This window comes from Pseudomonas sp. JAI115 (genome assembly GCF_014200835.1).
Classification (GTDB): Bacteria; Pseudomonadota; Gammaproteobacteria; order Pseudomonadales; family Pseudomonadaceae; genus Aquipseudomonas; species Aquipseudomonas putida_A.
This window is the reverse complement of sequence record NZ_JACHCY010000001.1, coordinates 172,147-190,737: the sequence shown is the minus strand read 5'-3', so window position 1 is coordinate 190,737 and position 18,591 is coordinate 172,147. Positions and strand designations below refer to the sequence as shown.

General features: G+C 59.7%; 15 protein-coding genes. 5 read left to right on the top strand and 10 right to left on the bottom strand.

Features of this window, described 5'->3' with window-relative positions; genetic code table 11:
* Positions 1-8 precede the first annotated feature (8 nt).
* The 10 genes from xylB to HDC30_RS00755 form a co-directional block, all read right to left on the bottom strand.
* Positions 9-1,505, bottom strand: coding sequence for a xylulokinase (gene xylB / locus HDC30_RS00800; RefSeq protein WP_183779979.1), 1,497 nt, complete (start codon positions 1,503-1,505; stop codon positions 9-11).
* 152 nt (positions 1,506-1,657) lie between these two features.
* Entirely contained in the window at positions 1,658-3,133 is a 1,476-nt protein-coding gene (locus HDC30_RS00795; RefSeq protein WP_183779976.1) for a mannitol dehydrogenase family protein, read from the bottom strand.
* Positions 3,134-3,150: 17 nt separating this feature from the next.
* Complete coding sequence (locus tag HDC30_RS00790) at positions 3,151-4,254, bottom strand: ABC transporter ATP-binding protein (protein WP_096796576.1); 1,104 nt, start codon at positions 4,252-4,254, stop codon at positions 3,151-3,153.
* Positions 4,255-4,418: 164 nt separating this feature from the next.
* The gene (locus HDC30_RS00785) at positions 4,419-5,249 is read right to left on the bottom strand and encodes a carbohydrate ABC transporter permease (protein WP_003225143.1); all 831 of its coding nucleotides are present in this window, start codon (positions 5,247-5,249) and stop codon (positions 4,419-4,421) included.
* 8 nt (positions 5,250-5,257) lie between these two features.
* Positions 5,258-6,184 (bottom strand): carbohydrate ABC transporter permease, encoded by a 927-nt coding sequence (locus HDC30_RS00780; protein WP_096796586.1) that lies wholly within the window; start codon positions 6,182-6,184, stop codon positions 5,258-5,260.
* A 153-nt stretch (positions 6,185-6,337) separates the two neighbouring features.
* The gene (locus HDC30_RS00775) at positions 6,338-7,648 is read right to left on the bottom strand and encodes a sugar ABC transporter substrate-binding protein (protein ID WP_183779973.1); all 1,311 of its coding nucleotides are present in this window, start codon (positions 7,646-7,648) and stop codon (positions 6,338-6,340) included.
* 342 nt (positions 7,649-7,990) lie between these two features.
* On the bottom strand, positions 7,991-8,896 hold the full coding sequence (locus HDC30_RS00770; RefSeq protein ID WP_096796578.1) for an AraC family transcriptional regulator: 906 nt from the start codon (positions 8,894-8,896) through the stop codon (positions 7,991-7,993).
* Positions 8,897-8,964: 68 nt separating this feature from the next.
* Positions 8,965-9,834, bottom strand: a complete 870-nt coding sequence (locus HDC30_RS00765) for a phosphatidylinositol-specific phospholipase C domain-containing protein (RefSeq protein WP_183779970.1) — start codon at positions 9,832-9,834, stop codon at positions 8,965-8,967.
* A 144-nt stretch (positions 9,835-9,978) separates the two neighbouring features.
* Positions 9,979-11,271: a glycosyltransferase gene (locus tag HDC30_RS00760; protein WP_183779966.1), complete on the bottom strand. Its 1,293-nt coding sequence runs from the start codon at positions 11,269-11,271 to the stop codon at positions 9,979-9,981.
* Positions 11,272-11,353: 82 nt separating this feature from the next.
* Complete coding sequence (locus HDC30_RS00755) at positions 11,354-11,716, bottom strand: response regulator (RefSeq protein ID WP_183779963.1); 363 nt, start codon at positions 11,714-11,716, stop codon at positions 11,354-11,356.
* 261 nt (positions 11,717-11,977) lie between these two features.
* On the opposite strand from HDC30_RS00755, the gene HDC30_RS00750 reads away from it, so the two are divergent.
* Genes HDC30_RS00750 through HDC30_RS00730 form a run of 5 tightly spaced genes read left to right on the top strand, consistent with a single transcriptional unit; the run spans position 11,978 to position 18,531 of the window.
* Positions 11,978-15,478: a response regulator gene (locus tag HDC30_RS00750; protein WP_183779959.1), complete on the top strand. Its 3,501-nt coding sequence runs from the start codon at positions 11,978-11,980 to the stop codon at positions 15,476-15,478.
* Positions 15,478-16,311 (top strand): protein-glutamate O-methyltransferase CheR, encoded by an 834-nt coding sequence (locus HDC30_RS00745; protein WP_027612745.1) that lies wholly within the window; start codon positions 15,478-15,480, stop codon positions 16,309-16,311. The genes HDC30_RS00750 and HDC30_RS00745 overlap by 1 nt, the downstream gene beginning before the upstream one ends.
* Positions 16,308-16,901, top strand: a complete 594-nt coding sequence (locus HDC30_RS00740) for a chemotaxis protein CheB (RefSeq protein ID WP_183779956.1) — start codon at positions 16,308-16,310, stop codon at positions 16,899-16,901. Before HDC30_RS00745 ends, HDC30_RS00740 begins: the two co-directional genes overlap by 4 nt.
* The gene (locus tag HDC30_RS00735) at positions 16,895-18,109 is read left to right on the top strand and encodes a hybrid sensor histidine kinase/response regulator (RefSeq protein ID WP_027612747.1); all 1,215 of its coding nucleotides are present in this window, start codon (positions 16,895-16,897) and stop codon (positions 18,107-18,109) included. The genes HDC30_RS00740 and HDC30_RS00735 overlap by 7 nt, the downstream gene beginning before the upstream one ends.
* Before the next feature lie 44 nt (positions 18,110-18,153).
* Entirely contained in the window at positions 18,154-18,531 is a 378-nt protein-coding gene (locus HDC30_RS00730; protein WP_003225116.1) for a response regulator, read from the top strand.
* The last annotated feature ends 60 nt before the right edge of the window (positions 18,532-18,591 follow it).

Genomic DNA, 18,591 nt, shown 5'->3' with positions numbered 1-18,591 from the left:
TTTGCTCTTTATAGGGTTGCGACATGCTGTTGATAGCGTTCATAGGCCTGCTGGAACGCCGCGACATGGGCGGCGACCGGCAGGGTTTCACTGTGCAGATCGAGCTTCACGCAGCGCTGGCACAGATCGGCCAAAGTGTCCTCGTGGCCGTTCGACCATGACTTGCACCACGCTGCCTGAATCGCCGCGCCAAGGGCTGCGGCTTCGCTGTGTTCGGTGCAGATCACCGGGGTGTTCATGATGTCGGCGACGATCTGCCGCCACACCGCACTTTTCGAACCGCCGCCGATCAGGCAAATGCTGCGGCTTTGTAAACCATTGTGGCGCAACAGATCCAGTCCATAACGCAAACCGAAGGTGGTGCCTTCGACCACGGCGCGACACAGGTTGGCCTGGGTCAGGTTGCTCAGGGTCAGGCCGTGCAGGCTGCCGGTGGCATGGGGCAGGGCGGGGACGCGCTCTCCGTTGAGGAATGGCAACATGCTCACGCCTTCGGCGCCGATCGGCGCCTGGGCCACGAGGTCGTTGAATTGTTCGAGATCCAGGTTGAACAGTTCGCGGATCGCACCGGTGGCGTTGGTCAGGTTCATGGTGCAGATCAGCGGCAGCCAGCCGCCGCTGGACGAGCAGAAGGTCGCGACCGAAGCGTCCGCGCTGACTTTCGGCGCTTCGGCATAGGCGTACACCGTGCCGGAGGAACCGAGGCTCATGGTGATCGCTCCCGGCTGAATGTTGCCGGTGCCGATGGCGCCCATCATGTTGTCGCCACCACCGCTGGAAACCAGCGCATTCGGGTTGAGGCCGAGCTGTTCGGCAATCGCCGGCAGCAGCGTGCCGACCGCCTGATGCGCGTCGATCAGCTCCGGCAATGCAGCTTGCAGGCGACCGGTGGCGTCGATATCGCGCAGCAGTTGCAAGTCCCACTGACGGCTGCGCACATTGAAATAACCGGTGCCGGAAGCGTCGCCATACTCGCTGCAGGCGCGGCCGGTGAGCCAGAAGTTCAGGTAGTCGTGGGGCAACAGGATGCGTGCGATGCGCGAGAAAACCTCCGGGTGCTGTTCTTTGGTCCACAGCAGTTTCGACACGGTGTAGCCCGGCGCGATGACCACGCCGAGGCGTTCCAGCGAGCCTTTTTCACCGCCGAGGTGTTGGAGCAGACGGTCGTTTTCGTCAGTGGTTTCGGTGTCGCACCACAGCTTGGCCGGGCGCAGCACCTGGCCCTGATCGTCGAGCAGCACCAGGCCGTGTTGCTGGCCGGAGACGCCGACGCCGAGGATCGCCTGACCGTCGACATTGGCCGCGAGCAAAGCGCGGCGGGTGGCGAGGGCGAAGGCGTCCAGCCACTGTTGGGTGTCCTGCTCGCGCCGGCCATTGGCGCCGCTGATCATCGTGTGCGTGGCCGCGCCTTCGCCGAGCACCTGACCGCTGGCGGCATCGAGGATGATCGCCTTGGTGCCTTGGGTGCCGCAGTCGATGCCGAGGAAGAGTTGTCGGGTGGTCACAGTGAGGTCCTCAGGGTGTCAGGTGAGTCAAGGTGAAGCCAATCGCTGGCAAGCCAGCTCCCACAGGTTCTCGGTTGTACGCAAAATCCATGAACGATTGAAAACCCTGTGGGAGCTGGCTTGCCAGCGATGGCATCGGTGGTTTCACCGCATCACTCAGCCAGCACCCGCTCCAAAGTGCGCGTCACGCCCACCTCGCGCAAGCTGTTGCAGCACCACTCGAACGCCGCCACAAACGCCGCCGAACGCGGTATCGCCGTGCCGAAGATCTCCTCAACCGCCAACAACCGCTGAGTAATCAACGCATCATCGGCCACCAGTCCCTGACAAAACTCTGCCCGTGGATCGGGAATCGTATAAGTGTCGCCATTCTCATCCACGCCCTTCAAATACAACGCCCAGGCCGCCACCACCAACGCCGCACGCCTGGTTTCCTGACCATCGGCAATCAAGCGATTGATCGTCGGAATGGTGAACTTGGGAAACTTCGACGAGCCATCCGAGCACACCCGTTCCAGCTGATCGGCAATCGCCTGATTGGAAAAGCGCGCCACCAGCGTGTTCTTGTAGTCGGTCAGGTCGATGCCCGGCACCGGCGCCAGTTGCGGGGTGACGTCGAGGTCCATGTAGGCGCGCATGTAACGCACGAACAGCGGGTCGTTCATGGTTTCGTGAACGAAGCGATAGCCCTTCAAAAAGCCCAGATACGTCAGCGCCAGATGGCTGCCGTTGAGCAGTTTGATCTTCATCTCTTCGTAGGGCGAAACGTCATCGGTGAACTGCACGCCAACCTGTTCCCAGGCCGGGCGCCCATTGACGAACTTGTCTTCCAGTACCCACTGCACAAAAGGCTCACAGACCACCGGCCAGGCATCGTCGACCGCGTGTTTGTCGGCCAGTTGCAGACGATGCGCGGTGCTGGTCATCGGTGTGATGCGATCGACCATGGCGTTGGGAAAACTGACGTTCTGCTCGATCCAGTCGCGCAGCCCCGGGTCACGCAGGGTGGCGAAGGCGAGCAGCGCCTTGCGGGTCACCGCGCCGTTATGCGGCAGGTTATCGCAGGAAATGATCGTGAACGCCGGTATGCCCGCGCCACGGCGTTTTTCCAGCGCCGCGCAGAGGAAACCGAACACGGTTTTCGGCGCCTGCGGATGTGCCAGGTCGTGTTGAATCTGCGGCAGGTGCGCCATGAATTCGCCGTTGCTGTCGTCGATGCAGTAGCCGCCTTCGGTGATGGTCAGCGAGACAATGCGGATCTGCGGATCGGCAAGTTTGTCGATCAGCGCCTGCGCGCCATCCTCGGCCAGGAGCATGTCGCGGATCGCACCGATCACCCGGACTTCGGTGTCATTGCTATCACCGAGTTCAAACAGGGTAAACAGGTAATCCTGCTCCTTGAGGTCGTCACGGGCGCGGCGGTCTTCCGCGCGCAGGCCGACGCCGCAAATCGCCCAGTCGAGGGCTTCGCCGGTGTTCATCAGCGCATCGGTGTAATACGCCTGATGCGCGCGGTGGAAGCCGCCGACGCCAATGTGCGCGATGCCCTGACGGGTGTCGCTGAGGTTGTAGGCCGGCAGTTGCACCTCGGGGGCGAGGCGATGCAGGTTTTGTTCATTCAGTTTCATCGGGCAGGTCTCGAAATTCAGGCCGCGGCGCGAAGCGGGCGGGTCAGCGCCACGCCATCGGCGTCGAACAGGTGGCAATGGCTGGCGTCCAGGTGCAGGTTCAGTTGCTCGCCGTAGCGGCTCGCCAGGTCACCGCGCACGCGCATGGTCAGGGCTTCGCCGGCGTTGGTGGTGACGTGGCAGAAGGTGTCGCTGCCCAGGCGTTCGCTGACGTCGGCGGTGACTTGCAGGGTGCAGTCGCCCGGTTGTGCCAGCTCCAGATGTTCCGGGCGAATGCCCAGGGTCACCGCGCTTCCGACGCTCAGGTTGGCGGCGTTGAACGGCAGGGTGATGCGCGTGCCGGCGTCCAGCGAGACTTCGCAGCTCTGGCCGTCGATGCGGGCGATCTTGCCTTTGAGGAAACCCATTTTCGGCGTGCCGAGAAAACCGGCGACGAACAGGTTGGCCGGGTTGTGATAGAGGTCCAGCGGCGAGCCGACCTGCTCGATTTTGCCGCCGTTGAGCACCACCACTTTGTCGGCCATGGTCATGGCTTCGACCTGATCGTGGGTCACGTAGATCATCGTGGCTTGCAGGTCCTTGTGCAGACGCAGCAGCTCCAGACGCATCTGCACGCGCAGCGCGGCGTCGAGGTTGGACAGCGGTTCGTCGAACAGGAAAATTTTCGGATTGCGCACGATGGCGCGGCCGATGGCGACCCGTTGCCGTTGGCCGCCGGACAGCTGTTTCGGCTTGCGCTCGAGCATCGGCCCGAGTTCGAGAATGCGCGCCGCTTCGCCGACCTTTTTCTCGACTTCGGCTTTCGGTACACCGGCCAGGTCGAGGGCGAACGACATGTTTTTCTTCACGGTCATGTGCGGGTACAGCGCGTAGGTCTGAAATACCATCGCCAGATCGCGCTTGGCCGGGCTGACTTCGGTGATGTCGCGGCCATCGAGTTCGATGGTACCGCCGCTGACTTCTTCCAGCCCGGCGATCAGCCGCAGCAGGGTGGATTTGCCGCAGCCGGACGGGCCGACGAAGACCACGAACTCCTTGTCGTTCACCTCAAGGTCGATGCCCTTGATGATGGAGAAACCTTCGAAGCCTTTTTGCAGATTCTTGATTTTCAGGTTGGCCATTTTGATGGGCCTCCACTTAAGTTAATTCAATGGCGCCGGGCATGCTTTTGGTGGGAGCGGGCTTGCTCGCGAAGGGGCCGTGTCAGTCACGATCATTGTTGGATGACCCACCGCTTTCGCGAGCAAGCCCGCTCCCACAGGGGAAGGTGTTGGTTCTGGAATATTCATTTCACGGCACCGAACGACAGGCCGCGCACCAGTTGCTTCTGGCTGATCCAGCCGAAGATCAGGATCGGCGCGCAGGCCAAGGTCGAGACCGCTGACAACTTGGCCCAGAACAAGCCTTCGGGGCTTGAGTAGGAGGCGATCAGAGCCGTCAGTGGTGCGGCTTTCGACGAGGTCAGGTTCAGCGACCAGAACGCTTCGTTCCAGCACAGAATCAGCGACAGCAGCACGGTCGAAGCGAGACCGCCCTTGGCGATCGGCAGCAGCACGCGGACCATTTCCTGCCACAAGGTGGCGCCATCCAGGCGGGCGGCTTCGAGGATGTCTTTGGGGATGTCCTTGAAGTAGGTGTAAATCATCCACACCACGATCGGCAGGTTGATCAGCGTGTAGATCACGATCAACGCGATGCGCGTGTCGAGCAGACCGAAACTCTTGGCCAGCAGGTAGATCGGCATCAGCACGCCCACCGGCGGCAGCATCTTGGTCGAGAGCATCCACAGCAGCGTGCCCTTGGTGCGCTGGGTTTCGTAGAACGCCATCGAGTAGGCGGCGGGCACCGCGATCAGCAGGCACAGCGCCGTGGCACTGAAGGAAATCACCACCGAGTTCCAGGCAAAACTGAAGTAGTCGCTGCGCTCGTTGATGTGCAGGTAGTTCTCCAGCGTTGGCGTGAAGATGAACTGCGGCGGCGTGGCGAAGGCGTCGATTTCAGTCTTGAAACTGGTCATCACCATCCAGAAGATCGGGAAGAAAATCACGATCGCGATGGCCCAGGCCAGGGTGCCGAGCAGCAGGCTTTGCAGCCGGCGGGATTGTTGAAGAGTCATGGCGGGCCTCAGGCTTTGTCAGTCAGGTTTTTGCCGATCATCCGCACCAGAATGATCGCGGCGATGTTGGCGATGACCACGGCAATCAAGCCGCCCGCCGAGGCCATGCCGACGTCGAACTGCACCAGCGCCTGGTTGTAGATCAGGTAGGCGAGGTTGGTCGAGGCGTAGCCGGGGCCGCCGTTGGTGGTGGTGAAAATCTCGGCGAACACCGACAGCAGAAAGATCGTTTCGATCATCACCACCACGGCAATCGGGCGTGCGAGGTGCGGCAGGGTCAGATGCCAGAAGATCGCGACGGGGCCGGCACCATCGAGACGCGCTGCTTCTTTCTGTTCCTGGTCGAGGGACTGCATGGCGGTCATCAGGATCAGGATCGCGAAGGGCAGCCATTGCCACGAGACAATGATGATGATCGACAGCAGCGGGTAATGCGCCAGCCAGTCCACCGGCTCGGCACCGAACAGCCGCCATACGTAGGCGAGAATCCCCGACACCGGATGGAAAATCAGGTTCTTCCAGATCAGCGCGCCGACGGTGGGCATGATGAAGAACGGCGAGATCAGCATCACCCGCACGATGCCGCGGCCGAGAAATTCGCTGGCCTCAAGCAACGCGCTGATCAACACCCCGAACACCACGCTGATCAGCAGCACGCTACCCACCAGCAACAGGGTGTTGGTGGCACCGGGCAGGAACCCGGAATCGGTAAGGAAATAGCTGAAGTTCTCCAGCCCGACGAATTCGTTCACCCCCGGATCGAGCAGGTTGTAGCGAATCATCGAGAAGTAGATGGTCATGCCCAACGGCACGATCATCCACAGCAGCAACAGGGCCACCGAAGGGCTGACCAGAAACCAGCCGGGATTGCGTACGCGGACTTTGCGCTGGGGTTGCGACAAGTCGAGGTGGGCTTTGGCAGTTGAAGTATTCATGGTGATCACAACCGAGTCATACAGACCTATGGAGATCTAATGTAGGAGTGAGCCTGCTCGCGATAGCGGTGTGTCAGCCACCAATGGGGTTTGATGGAAAACCGCCATCGCGAGCAGGCTCACTCCTACAAAAGGCAGGAGCGAGCAGTGTGGTTACTTGGGATAACCGGCGCGCTTCATCTCGCGTTCGGTGGTCTGCTGCGCGGCGGTCAGGGCCTGATCCACCGTGGTCTGGCCGATCAGCGCTGCCGAGAACAGCTTGCCGACCTGGGTGCCCACGCCCTGGAATTCAGGAATGGTCACCAGCTGAATGCCGATGTAAGGCACCGGTTTCAGCGTCGGTTTGCTCGGGTCTGCGGCCTTGAGCGATTCCAGCGTGACCTTGGCGAACGGCGCGGCGCTCATGTAAGCATCGCTGTAGGTCGATGCGCGGGTGCCCGGCGGCACGTTGGCGATGCCGTCGGTCTTGGCCACCAGCTCGCCGTATTCCTTGGAGGTGGCCCAGGCGCTGAACGCTTTGGCGGCGTCCTTGGCCTTGGAACTGGTCGGAATCGCCAGTGCCCATGAATACAGCCATGCCGAGCCTTTATCGGTAACCTGATGCGGGGCGAAGGTGAAGCCGACGTGATCGGCGACCTTGCTTTGGGTCTTGTCGGTGACGAACGAGCCGGCGACGGAAGCGTCCACCCAGATCGCGCACTTGCCACTGTTGAACAGCGCGAGGTTCTCGTTGAAGCCGTTGCTGGAGGCGCCCGGCGGGCCGGATTTCTTCATGGTGTCGACGTAGAAATTCAGCGCGTTTTTCCATTCCGGCCCGGTGAATTCCGGCTGCCATTTTTCATTGAACCAGCGCGCGCCATAGGCGTTGGCGACGGTGGTGATCAGCGCCATGTTCTCGCCCCAACCGGCCTTGCCGCGCAGACAGATGCCGTACTGCTCTTTGTCCTTGTTGGTGAGTTTTTCGGCGAAGCCGGCGATCTGTTCCCAGGTCGGGCGCTCAGGCATGCTCAGCCCGGCATCCTTGAACAGGTCTGTGCGGTAATAGGTGATCGAGCTTTCGGCGTAAAACGGCAGGGCGTACAGCGAACCCTTGACCGACAGGCCTTCGCGCACCGACGGGAATACGTCGTCGAGGGCGTAAGAAGCCGGCAGATCCTTCATCGGTTCGAGCCAGCCCTTGGCGCCCCAGAGTGCCGCTTCGTACATGCCGATGGTCAACACATCGAACTGCCCGCCCTGGGTGGCGATGTCGGTAGTCAGGCGCTGGCGCAGGACGTTTTCTTCCAGCACCACCCAGTTGAGTTTGATCTCCGGATGCTCGGACTCGAAGGTTTTCGAGAGCTTTTGCATGCGGATCATGTCGCTGTTGTTGACGGTGGCGATGGTCAGGGTCTGGGCGCCAAGGCTGACGCTGCTGAGGGTCATGCAGGTGAGGGCTAGCAGAGCTTTTGCAGTGGGTTGCATCGTGCACTCCTTTTCTGCACCCGGCGGGCGGCAGAAGGACAGTTATTGTTTTTGTGTCTTCCGAATGCAGGAAGAATGTGCGCTGATTACAGCCCTCAATCGACGGGCTGACAAATCATCCGTCGCACTCAAATCAATACTTTTTTGCACTGGTGTTTGTTGCGGTAGACGCAGGGAAGGGCTTTTCAGTGGGAAGGGGCTATCGAATCAGTACAGGTTTCATCGCATCAGATGCTCTTTGTGGGAGCGGGCTTGCTCGCGAAAGCGCTGTGTCAATTTGCAGATCAGTTGACTGATACCCCGCTTTCGCGAGCAGGCTCACTCCTACAAGGGGCGGTAATATCAGCCGAGGTTTTGTTCGGTCAGACGCTGTACAGCGAGGCGTCGATAGTGCGACGGCGTCATGCCCTTGAGTTGCTGGAAGCGCCGGTTGAAGTTGGAAATGTTGTTGAACCCCGACTCGAAACACACCTCGGTCACCGGTTTGTCGCCGTCAGCGAGCAGTTCGCAGGATTTACTGATGCGCAGGCGATTGACGAACTCGATGAAGTTGCGCCCGGTGGCCTGTTTGAACACGCGGCTGAAATAGGTCGGCTTCATCCCCAGATGATCGGCGACTTCTTCCAGAGTCAATTCGCGGGCGTAATGGTCGAAGATGAAGTCGACCGCTCGGTTGGTGCGGTCGATGTTGTGCTCGTCGGCCAGTTGCGTGTTAGTGGCGCCGGACAGCAATTGATAATCGTCAGTCGCCGCCAGCAGCTCCATCAAAATGAAAAAGTGTCCGAGACGGGTAACGCCGCGCGTGTCGGCAATTCGCTGCATCAACGTCATGGCCTGACGGATCGTATCCTTGTCGCGAAATTCGATGCCATATTGCGCACGCTCCAGTAGCGGCGCCAAAGTCTTGAGTTCGGCGAACACCTGGTGCCCGCTGTCGAACAACTCATCGGTGAAGTTCACCAGCATGTCGCGCTTTTCCACCACCTCGTCGTCGGCCACCTGGCTGATCCAGTTGTGCGGCAGATTGGGCCCGGTGAGGAACAATGTTTGCGGATAAAAGTTGCCGATGTAGTCGCCGATGAAGACCTTGCCGGAACTGGCGACGATCAGGTGCAGTTCGTATTCCTTGTGAAAATGCCAGCGCACTAACGGGCACGGAAAACCATGCTGACGGTAGATGATGGACAACCCGTTATGGTCGTCCATCAGTTCGTAGGAGGGATCAGTGATTCTGGTTGCCCGAGTCATGTCCGATGCGTCTTGTTGTGGTGTTCAGGCGCCCATCATGCACGCGCGTCACGGACAGTTCCAGCGCCTCAGCCCCGGGCCTTGCGTAGACCTTTGGACTGGTTGACCTGCTGGCAATGGCTGATCAGTGGAGTGCCACCGATGAAGTCGGCATTGATAATGCTGCACTTCGGCGCCCATCCCGAGTCTGGGCCAAACCATTGATCGAGTTCGTCGGTGATCCGCTTGACGCCGGCCAGTTCGCCGTAGCTGGTGGCCGACAATGACCAGAGGCTGCCGGGTACCGGCGGGTTGGCGAGGGTTCGGGTGATGTGTTGCTTGAGTTGCTCTGGCGAGGTGATGTCCGACCCGCTCCATTCATGGCGGATTTTCGGCCAGTACAGGGGCGAATTGAAATCCGGGTGCGAGTCGCTTGCCAACACCACGCGTTGTAGCGAACTGGCCCTTTTAAGTTGTTCAAGGGTCAGATGACTGTTGTTTCGGGGAATAAGCCGCGAAGCCAGTTCCGTTGTGATGACTTCATGGAAACCCTTGTAATCGAATGGCTGATCGTTGGTGCCCTTGAGTTCATGTAAGTCCAATACGATGAACTCGTTCGGATTTTCATTGAGGAAAAAGTTTAGACTTTTTACCAGCTCGCTCAAGGAGCGTCCCTGGAGCAGTTTCACGCCATGAAAGGTATGAAACTTCCTGATGCCCAGCCAGTGTTCATCGGCGTGCAGACGCAAGTCGAAGGCACGCACGCCTTCATTAAGTTGCTGAATGAACGGGCCGTCCTGACAGACAAACCAGTTCTGGGCGGGTTGGAGATAAGCCGGGTACGGAAAATCGAAATCCAGCCCGGAATTATGCGCGCCGGGCCAGGCCACTTCACCAAGGGTCAGTCGGTCCATATCCGGTGTAGCTGCCATCCAGTTTTTGAAAGGGTAATTACTCATGGTGCATTCCGTTGCAGATAAAGTTTAATTTCCGACCAGTCAACTTATTTGGTCAGTTCGGAAGTTATTCTTTGGTGCAAACGGAAAAAGTACAAGCCAGCACTCTTTGCAAAGTATTGGCAATGTGATTTTGCACTTTATTTATCAACTTTTCTGGTTCTTTGCTTCGATCCACTGCGCCATGTATTGGGTGCTTTTATGCAAGTGGTGGCGCAACATGCTGCCAGTAAAGTTGGCGCGACGTATCGCCGACAAGTTGTCGCGGCAATGTTGCAGGCGATTGATCAGCGCCGGGCCGTGATCAGCCTGCCGATAACGCGCGTTCAACAACGCAGTGCCGGCCTGTTGTGCATCAGTCCAGCTCAGTCTGTCTTCGTGCAGTGCCACAGCGGCGTTGGCCAGGGCCTGGGCCGACTGAGCCACCGCACCGGGCCAGGGCAATGCGCCGCCCATGCCTTCGGCGCCGATGGGCGTCGTGACATTGGGCGTGCCGCAGAGCATCGCATCGACGATCTTGCCCTTGATCCCAGCGCCGAAACGCAAAGGCGCCAGGCAAACCCGGGCTTGTGACATCACTTGCAGCGCATCTTCTGCCCAGTTCATCACATGAAACCCCTGCGCCGCGTTGTGCAGGGCTGTGGCCTTGGGCGGCGTATAGGCACCGTAGACATGCAGTTGGGCGCCGGGCAATTGCTGGCGGATCAGCGGCCAGACGGCGGTCTTCATCCACAGGACGGCGTCCCAGTTGGGCGCGTGACGGAAGTTGCCAATACTGAGAAAGTGCGCGCGCTCTTCAAAGGGGACGAACGAATCGCGCGGTGGTTCGAGCATCAGCGGGCACCAGTGCAGCAGGTCGCCCGGGACTTGAAACTGTTCGACCAGCAACTGGATTTCCACTTCGGAAATCATCAGATTCAGATCGCAGCGATACAACGCGGCGATTTCCCGTTTGGCCAGGTCAGTGTCGGCCATCAACTCGAACTCTTCACGCAGCGCCGGCGCGAACAGGGCACTGAAGTCCTGATTGTCCGGGTCGTCCTTCAAGCGTTCCTTGAGCCGTTGGTGACGGGCGTGGCGCAGGCTCTGCAGGTCGGATGTCTCCAGTACGCGCAAGGCGTCCGGGCATTGCTTTTCGACGCGCCAGCCGAACTGCTCTTCCATCATGAACTGATCGAACAGGACGATATCCGGAGCCAGTTCACGGATGAAACTATCGAAGCTGCTGTTGTTGAGTTCGATCGGCACTTCGCGGATGCCCAGTGCCGTCAGGTCAGCCTTGTGCTCGCCCGGGCCGGCCGGGCTGCTGAAGGTGATGTCCCAGCCTTGCTGCAGGAACGTATCGAGGATCTGCATCACATGCCCGCTGGCTGCCGAAGAGCGCGGTTCGGGCCAGACGTAACCGATGACCAGAACTTTGGTGGCGGGTGATGCAGTCATTGACGGGTGTTCCTTGCAGGCAGGCGGCTGAAAATGGCGCGCAATTAGAGCACATCTGCAGCCGCTGCCGGATCAAGGTGAATCACTGGTTCAGAATGCCCTTGACCTTGTCACGCAGTTGATCGATCGAGAATGGTTTGCCGATAACGTGCATATCAGCAGGCACGTCGATGTTTTCGGCGTATCCGCTGGCGAACAGCACAGGCAGGGTGGGGCGCTGTTGACGTGCCTTTTCGGCCAGTTCACTACCTGTCATGTCCGGCAGACCGTGGTCGGTCATCATCAAGTCGATATGCTTGCTCTGATCCCCGAGAGTGTTCAGCGCAGATTCGCCGTCTGCCGCCTCCAACACCTTGAAATCCAGCTCCTCCAGCACATCGACGATGAGCATGCGCACGATGTTGTCGTCTTCTACTACAAGGATGGTGGACGCTGGGGTGGACATATTGGTGCTCTCAAGAAATGAAATCGGAACGGCGACCGGTCGAAAATGCCGGGCTCTTGCATGAGTAAGTGGCGCATGGCCACAAGTTCCCGAGCGGATACGAAAAAGATTAGCTGCAAATCGGGGCGGCAAGGATACCCGTTGCCTGATCGGGAAGTGCAGCAAATGTAGGAAATTGCCATCATGGCGGTGAGAAAAATGGATCCATAGTACCGTTTTGGGGCAAACTCCCGGGTTTCGACAGTTCGACAAGGCTGCCCCATGTCCACTCGGTCTACAGTTGACGAAACACGGTTCCGTAAACTCCTGACGCGCAACATCAGTCTGCCTTTGGGCGTCGGCGCGATCAGTGCAGTGTTTTTCATTTCGCTGATCACCTATTTGCTCTCGGTGATCCAGTGGGTGGAACACACCGACCGGGTGATCAATAACGCCAACGAAGCGGTGAAACTCACCGTTGATCTGGAAACCGGCATGCGCGGCTTCCTGCTCAGTGGCGACGAGCACTTCCTCGACCCGTACGAGACCGCCAAGCCGCGGATCAACGTGGCTCTCAATACCTTGCTCGAACTCACTGCCGACAACCCAATCCAGACCGACCGGTTGCGGCGTCTGCAGGCCTTGCAGACTGAGTGGAGCAATTACGCGCAATCCATGATCGACCTGCAGCGCTCCAGCGGCGACTACCGGGGCGCGGTCAAGGCCGGGCGTGGCAAGCGCCTGACCGACGAAATTCGCAAGCAATTCGAAGACGTGATCGACATGGAGCAGCAGTTGCGCACCACGCGCAACGAAGAGGTGCGCCGCACGACGATCTGGAGCATCACTCTTTATCTGCTGTTCATCGCCGGGATCAGCGGTTTGCTCGCGTATGTCGGTCGCCGCGATCTGGTCAGTCTGTCGGACAGCTACAGCGCCAACCTTGCGGCGCAGCAAGCCAGCGCCGAGCGTCTGGAGCGTCAGGCGTGGATGCGCAGCGGCCAGACCGAACTGGCGGAACAGGTGCTGGGGCAACTGACGCTTAACCTGCTGGGGCGCAACATCCTGCAGTTCTGCGCACAATATCTGGGCACTGCGGTGGCGGCGCTGTACGTACGCGAAGAACACGGCCGCCTCAAGCGCGTGGCGTCCTATGGGTTCTCCCGCGAACAGGAAGAAAAAGATCAGCAGATCTACAGCGGCGAAGGCATCGTCGGCCAGGTTGCCCAGCAGGGGCAACTGATTCGCCTGGATTCGGTTCCGGCCGACTACTTCAAAGTCAGCTCCGGCCTGGGCGCAGGTCTGCCGCACAGTGTGCTGGTGGTGCCGACCAGTGATGATGACCGGGTCAACGGGGTGATCGAACTGGGCTTCCTGCGCCCGCTCACCGACCGCGATATCGATTTGCTGGAACTGATTGCCGGCAACATCGGCACCTCGATCGAAGCGGCGCGTTATCGCCAGCGTCTGCAGGAAGTGCTGGCCGAAACCCAGCAGCTCAACGAAGAGTTGCAGGTGCAGCAGGAAGAGCTGAAAACCGCCAACGAGGAGTTGGAAGAACAGTCGCGGATTCTCAAGGAATCCCAGGCGCATCTGGAAACCCAGCAAGTCGAGCTGGAGCAGACCAACGAGCAGTTGGCCGAACAGGCGCAAACCCTGGCCGAGCAGCGCGACGCCATGGACCAGAAGAACACCGAACTCAATCAGGCTCAGGTGCAGCTCGAAGAACGCGCCGAAGAACTGCAGCGTTCGAGCAAGTACAAGTCCGAATTCCTCGCCAACATGTCCCACGAACTGCGCACGCCGCTGAACAGTTCGCTGATCCTCGCCAAGTTGCTGGCCGAGAACCCGCAGGACAATCTGACGGCCGAACAGGTCAAGTTCGCCGAGTCGATCTATTCGGCGGGCAACGATCTGCTGAACCTGATCAACGACATTCTCGACATTTCCAAGGTCGAGGCCGGCAAGCTGGAAGTGATCCCGGAAAACACCAGTGTCGCGCGGCTGGCCGACGGCCTGCGCAGCGTGTTCGAACCGCTGGCGGCGGACAAGCAACTGACGTTCAGCGTCGAGTTGCAGCCGGATGCGCCGATCATGCTGTACACCGATCGCCAGCGTCTGGAGCAGGTGATCAAGAACCTGCTGTCCAACGCCGTGAAGTTCACCGAACACGGCGCGGTCAGCCTGACCATCGCCGGCCAGCCGAACGAGCGCATTGCGTTCATCGTGCGCGATTCGGGGATCGGTATCGCCGCAGATCAGCAGGAAAGCATCTTCGAAGCGTTCCGCCAGGCCGATGGCACCACCAACCGCAAGTACGGTGGCACCGGTCTGGGCTTGTCGATCTCGCGTGATCTGGCAGCCTTGCTCGGCGGCTCGATCAGTGTCAGCAGCGCGCCGGGGCAGGGCAGTGTGTTTACCCTGGTGCTGCCGCAGCAATACAGCGAGCCGGGTGACAGCCCTGCGATCCCGCTGACCTTCACGCCGCCGGTATCGGCCCCGGCCCCGGTGGTGCAGCCGCCATCGATCGCGGTGTCGCCGCTGGCGCCGGTGCACATCCCGCGCTTTGCCGACGACCGTGGCAAGGCGCCGTTCGCCACGCGCTGCATTCTGGTGGTGGAAGACGAGCCGAATTTCGCCCACATCCTTTACGACCTGGCCCACGAACTGGGTTATCAGTGTCTGGTGGCGCACGGAGCGGATGAAGGTTATGACCTGGCCCGCGAGTTCGTGCCGGACGCGATTCTGCTCGACATGCGTCTGCCGGATCACTCCGGTCTGACCGTGCTGCAACGCCTGAAAGAACACGCCGAAACCCGGCACATCCCGGTGCACGTGATCTCGGTCGAAGACCGCGTTGAAGCGGCGATGCACATGGGGGCGATCGGTTACGCAGTCAAACCGACCACCCGCGAAGAGCTCAAGGACGTGTTCGCCCGTCTCGAAGCCAAGCTGACCCAGAAGGTCAAGCGCGTGTTGCTGGTCGAAGATGACGATCTGCAACGCGAAAGCATTGCCCGCCTGATCGGTGACGAGGACATCGAGATCACCGCGGTCGGTCTGGCGCAAGACGCGCTGGAGAAACTGCGCACGACGATTTACGACTGCATGGTGATCGACCTGAAATTGCCGGACATGCTCGGCAACGATCTGCTCAAGCGCATGTCGACCGAGGACATCTGCTCGTTCCCGCCGGTGATCGTCTACACCGGACGCAACCTGACCCGCGATGAAGAGGCCGAGCTGCGCAAGTATTCGCGCTCGATCATCATCAAGGGCGCGCGCTCGCCGGAGCGCCTGTTGGATGAGGTGACACTCTTTCTGCACAAAGTCGAATCGCAGTTGTCCCATGAACGGCAGAAGATGCTCAAGACCGCCCGCAGCCGCGACAAGGTCTTCGAAGGCCGCAAGGTGCTGCTGGTGGACGACGATGTGCGCAACATCTTCGCCCTGACCAGTGCGTTGGAGCACAAAGGCGCAGTCGTGGTGATCGGCCGTAACGGTCGCGAAGCGATTGATAAGTTGAATGAAATCGAGGACATCGACCTGGTGCTGATGGACGTGATGATGCCGGAGATGGATGGTTTTGAAGCCACCATTGAAATCCGCAAGGATCCGCGCTGGCGCAAACTGCCGATCATCGCAGTGACGGCCAAGGCCATGAAAGACGATCAGGAGCGCTGCCTGCAGGCGGGCGCCAACGATTATCTGGCCAAGCCGATCGATCTGGATCGCCTGTTCTCGTTGATTCGCGTGTGGTTACCGAAGATGGAACGCATTTAGTGGATAGCAGTCACTCCGCGGAGCGCAACAGCGAAATCGAATTACGCTTGCTGATCGAGGCGATCTACCTCAAGTACAGCTACGATTTTCGCGATTACTCGGGCGCTTCGATCAAGCGCCGGGTGCAGCACGCCTTGAGTCAGTTCGAATGCGCAACGATCTCGGCGTTGCAGGAGAAAGTCCTGCACGATCCCACGGCGTTCATGCAGTTGCTGCAGTTGCTGACGATCCCGGTCAGCGAGATGTTCCGCGACCCGTCGCACTTCCTGGCAATCCGCAAGGAAGTGGTGCCGCTGCTGCGCACCTATCCGTCGCTGAAGATCTGGATCGCCGGGTGCAGCACTGGCGAGGAGGTTTACTCGATGGCGATTCTGCTGCGCGAAGAAGGCCTGCTCGACCGTACGATCATCTACGCTACCGATATCAATCCGCGCTCGCTGGACAAGGCCAAACAGGGCATTTTCTCGATGGAGAATGTCCGGGCCTACACTGCCAATTACCAGCAGGCCGGCGGTCAGCGTTCCTTTGCCGATTACTACACCGCAGCCTATGGCTACGCGATCTTCGACAAGAGCCTGTGTGAGAACGTGACCTTCGCTGATCACAGCCTGGCGACGGACAGCGTGTTCTCCGAAACGCAGTTGATTTCCTGTCGCAACGTACTGATTTACTTCAACAAGAAACTTCAGGACCGTGCCTTCGGTCTGTTTCACGAATCGCTGTGCCACCGCGGCTTTCTGGTGCTGGGCAGCAAGGAAACGCTGGATTTCTCCGGCTACTCGAACCAGTTCGAGCCGCTGGTCAAACAAGAACGGATCTACCGCAAATTATGAACGATGCCGTGGATTTGCCTCGTGTCGAGGCCATCGTGGTCGGTGCTTCAGCCGGTGGGGTTGAGGCCCTGCTGACTTTGCTCGCGCCGTTGCGCCAGGGTTACGTGTTGCCGATCATTGTGGTGTTGCACCTGCCGGAGGAGCGGCGCAGTCAGTTGGCCGAAGTGTTCGCCCGGCGGCTGATGCTGCCGGTGGAAGAGGCGACCGACAAGCGGGACATCGCCCCCGGCACGGTTTATTTCGCCACGCCCGGGTATCACCTGTCGGTGGAGCAGGATCGCAGTCTGTCGCTGAGTCTTGAGGACCGCGTACACCATTCCCGACCTGCCATCGACTACTTGTTTGAGTCCGCCGCTGATGTTTACGGCGAAACCCTGGCTGCCGTGTTGCTGACCGGCGCCAATCACGATGGCGCTCGCGGCCTGGCACAAGTCAAGCAGCGCGGCGGACTGACCATCGTTCAAGACCCGCAGGACGCACAGGTCGCCACCATGCCTCTGGCTGCGCTGAAAATTCAGCAGCCTGACCATGTCCTACCCATTCACGGCATCGGCCGTCTGCTTGTCGAGCTGGAACGAATCGCATGCTGAGTAATATCCAGGCCAAATTGCTGATCGTTGACGATCTGCCGGAGAACCTGCTGGCCCTCGAAGCGCTGATCAAGCGCGAGGATCGCACGGTGTACAAGGCGCTGTCGGCGGACGAGGCACTTTCGCTGCTGCTGCAACACGAGTTCGCCATGGCCATCCTCGACGTGCAGATGCCGGGGATGAACGGCTTCGAGCTCGCCGAGTTGATGCGCGGCACCGAGAAAACCAAGAACATTCCGATCATTTTCGTCAGCGCCGCCGGCCGTGAACTGAACTACGCGTTCAAGGGCTACGAGAGCGGGGCGGTGGACTTCCTGCACAAGCCGCTGGATATCCACGCGGTGAAGAGCAAGGTCAACGTATTCGTCGACCTGTACCGCCAGAGCAAGGCCATGAAACAACAGGTCGAAGCCCTGGAGCAGGCGCGTCGCGAGCAGGAAGCGCTGCTGCAACAACTGCAAAGCACGCAACTGGAGCTGGAGCAGGCGGTGCGTATGCGCGATGACTTCATGTCAATCGTCGCTCACGAAGTGCGCACGCCGCTCAATGGCCTGATACTCGAAACCCAGTTGCGCAAGATGCACCTGGCGCGGGACAACGCCGCGGCGTTCACCCTCGACAAGATGCACGCGATGGTCGATCGCGACGAGCGCCAGATCAAAAGTCTGATCCGGCTGATCGAAGACATGCTCGACGTTTCGCGCATCCGCACCGGCAAGCTGTCGATCCGGCCGAATCGTTTCGACCTGACGCAACTGGTGAGCAACCTGCTGCAGAATTTCGCCCAGCAGATAGAGGCGGCGGAGACCGAAGTGTCGTTCACCGCGCCGCAGCCGGTGGAAGGTTACTGGGACGAATTCCGCATCGAGCAGGTGGTCTCCAACCTGCTGACCAATGCCTTGCGCTACGGTGGCCGCAGCCCGATTCAGGTGCGCGTGTACCGTGAAGGCGACGAGGCGCGGGTTGAGGTTCAGGACCGTGGCATCGGCATCAGCGAAGAGAACCAGAAGCGCATTTTCCAACAGTTCGAACGGGTTTCCGCCAAGACGGTAGTGGCTGGTCTCGGGCTGGGTCTGTTCATTTCCGAGCAGATCGTCGCCGCCCATGGCGGTTCCATCGTCGTCGAGAGTCAAATCAACGAAGGCGCCCTGTTTCGCGTTTGTCTGCCAATCCAGGAAAACGGCATATCCGACGCAACCTCTGAGTGACCGCACGGTCGTATCAGCAGCTATTGACCGAACAAAGGCTTCCCATGAGCGTAGATGCACAAGATGTAGTACTCGTCGTCGAGGACGAACCGGTTATCTTGATGGTGCTGACAGATTACCTGTCGGGGCAGGGGTACCGCGTGTTGCAGGCCGAAAACGGCGAGCAGGCGTTCGAGATCCTCGCGAGCAAGCCGCATCTGGACATGCTGATCACTGACTTCCGCCTGCCGGGCGGGATCTCCGGCGTGCAGATCGCGGAGCCTGCAGTAAAACTGCGCCCGGATCTGAAGGTGATCTTCATCAGCGGATACCCGCAGGAAATCCGCGAGACCGGCAGCCCGATCACGCGCAAGGCGCCGATCCTGGAAAAACCGTTCGATCTGGACGTATTGCAGGAAAAGATTCAGGAATTGCTGGCCTGATCCATAGCGGCTGATATTTCCCATGTAGGAGCTGCCGCAGGCTGCGATCTTTTGATCTTG

Excerpts from the sequence above, each read along its gene's own strand:
- HDC30_RS00795 (WP_183779976.1), bottom strand. The coding sequence starts at position 3,133 with ATGAAACTGAATGAACAAAACCTGCATCGCCTCGCCCCCGAGGTGCAA.
- HDC30_RS00790 (WP_096796576.1), bottom strand. The coding sequence starts at position 4,254 with ATGGCCAACCTGAAAATCAAGAATCTGCAAAAAGGCTTCGAAGGTTTC.
- HDC30_RS00785 (WP_003225143.1), bottom strand. The coding sequence starts at position 5,249 with ATGACTCTTCAACAATCCCGCCGGCTGCAAAGCCTGCTGCTCGGCACC.
- HDC30_RS00780 (WP_096796586.1), bottom strand. The coding sequence starts at position 6,184 with ATGAATACTTCAACTGCCAAAGCCCACCTCGACTTGTCGCAACCCCAG.
- HDC30_RS00775 (WP_183779973.1), bottom strand. The coding sequence starts at position 7,648 with ATGCAACCCACTGCAAAAGCTCTGCTAGCCCTCACCTGCATGACCCTC.
- HDC30_RS00770 (WP_096796578.1), bottom strand. The coding sequence starts at position 8,896 with ATGACTCGGGCAACCAGAATCACTGATCCCTCCTACGAACTGATGGAC.
- HDC30_RS00765 (WP_183779970.1), bottom strand. The coding sequence starts at position 9,834 with ATGAGTAATTACCCTTTCAAAAACTGGATGGCAGCTACACCGGATATG.
- HDC30_RS00760 (WP_183779966.1), bottom strand. The coding sequence starts at position 11,271 with ATGACTGCATCACCCGCCACCAAAGTTCTGGTCATCGGTTACGTCTGG.
- HDC30_RS00755 (WP_183779963.1), bottom strand. The coding sequence starts at position 11,716 with ATGTCCACCCCAGCGTCCACCATCCTTGTAGTAGAAGACGACAACATC.
- HDC30_RS00750 (WP_183779959.1), top strand. The coding sequence starts at position 11,978 with ATGTCCACTCGGTCTACAGTTGACGAAACACGGTTCCGTAAACTCCTG.
- HDC30_RS00740 (WP_183779956.1), top strand. The coding sequence starts at position 16,308 with ATGAACGATGCCGTGGATTTGCCTCGTGTCGAGGCCATCGTGGTCGGT.
- HDC30_RS00735 (WP_027612747.1), top strand. The coding sequence starts at position 16,895 with ATGCTGAGTAATATCCAGGCCAAATTGCTGATCGTTGACGATCTGCCG.
- HDC30_RS00730 (WP_003225116.1), top strand. The coding sequence starts at position 18,154 with ATGAGCGTAGATGCACAAGATGTAGTACTCGTCGTCGAGGACGAACCG.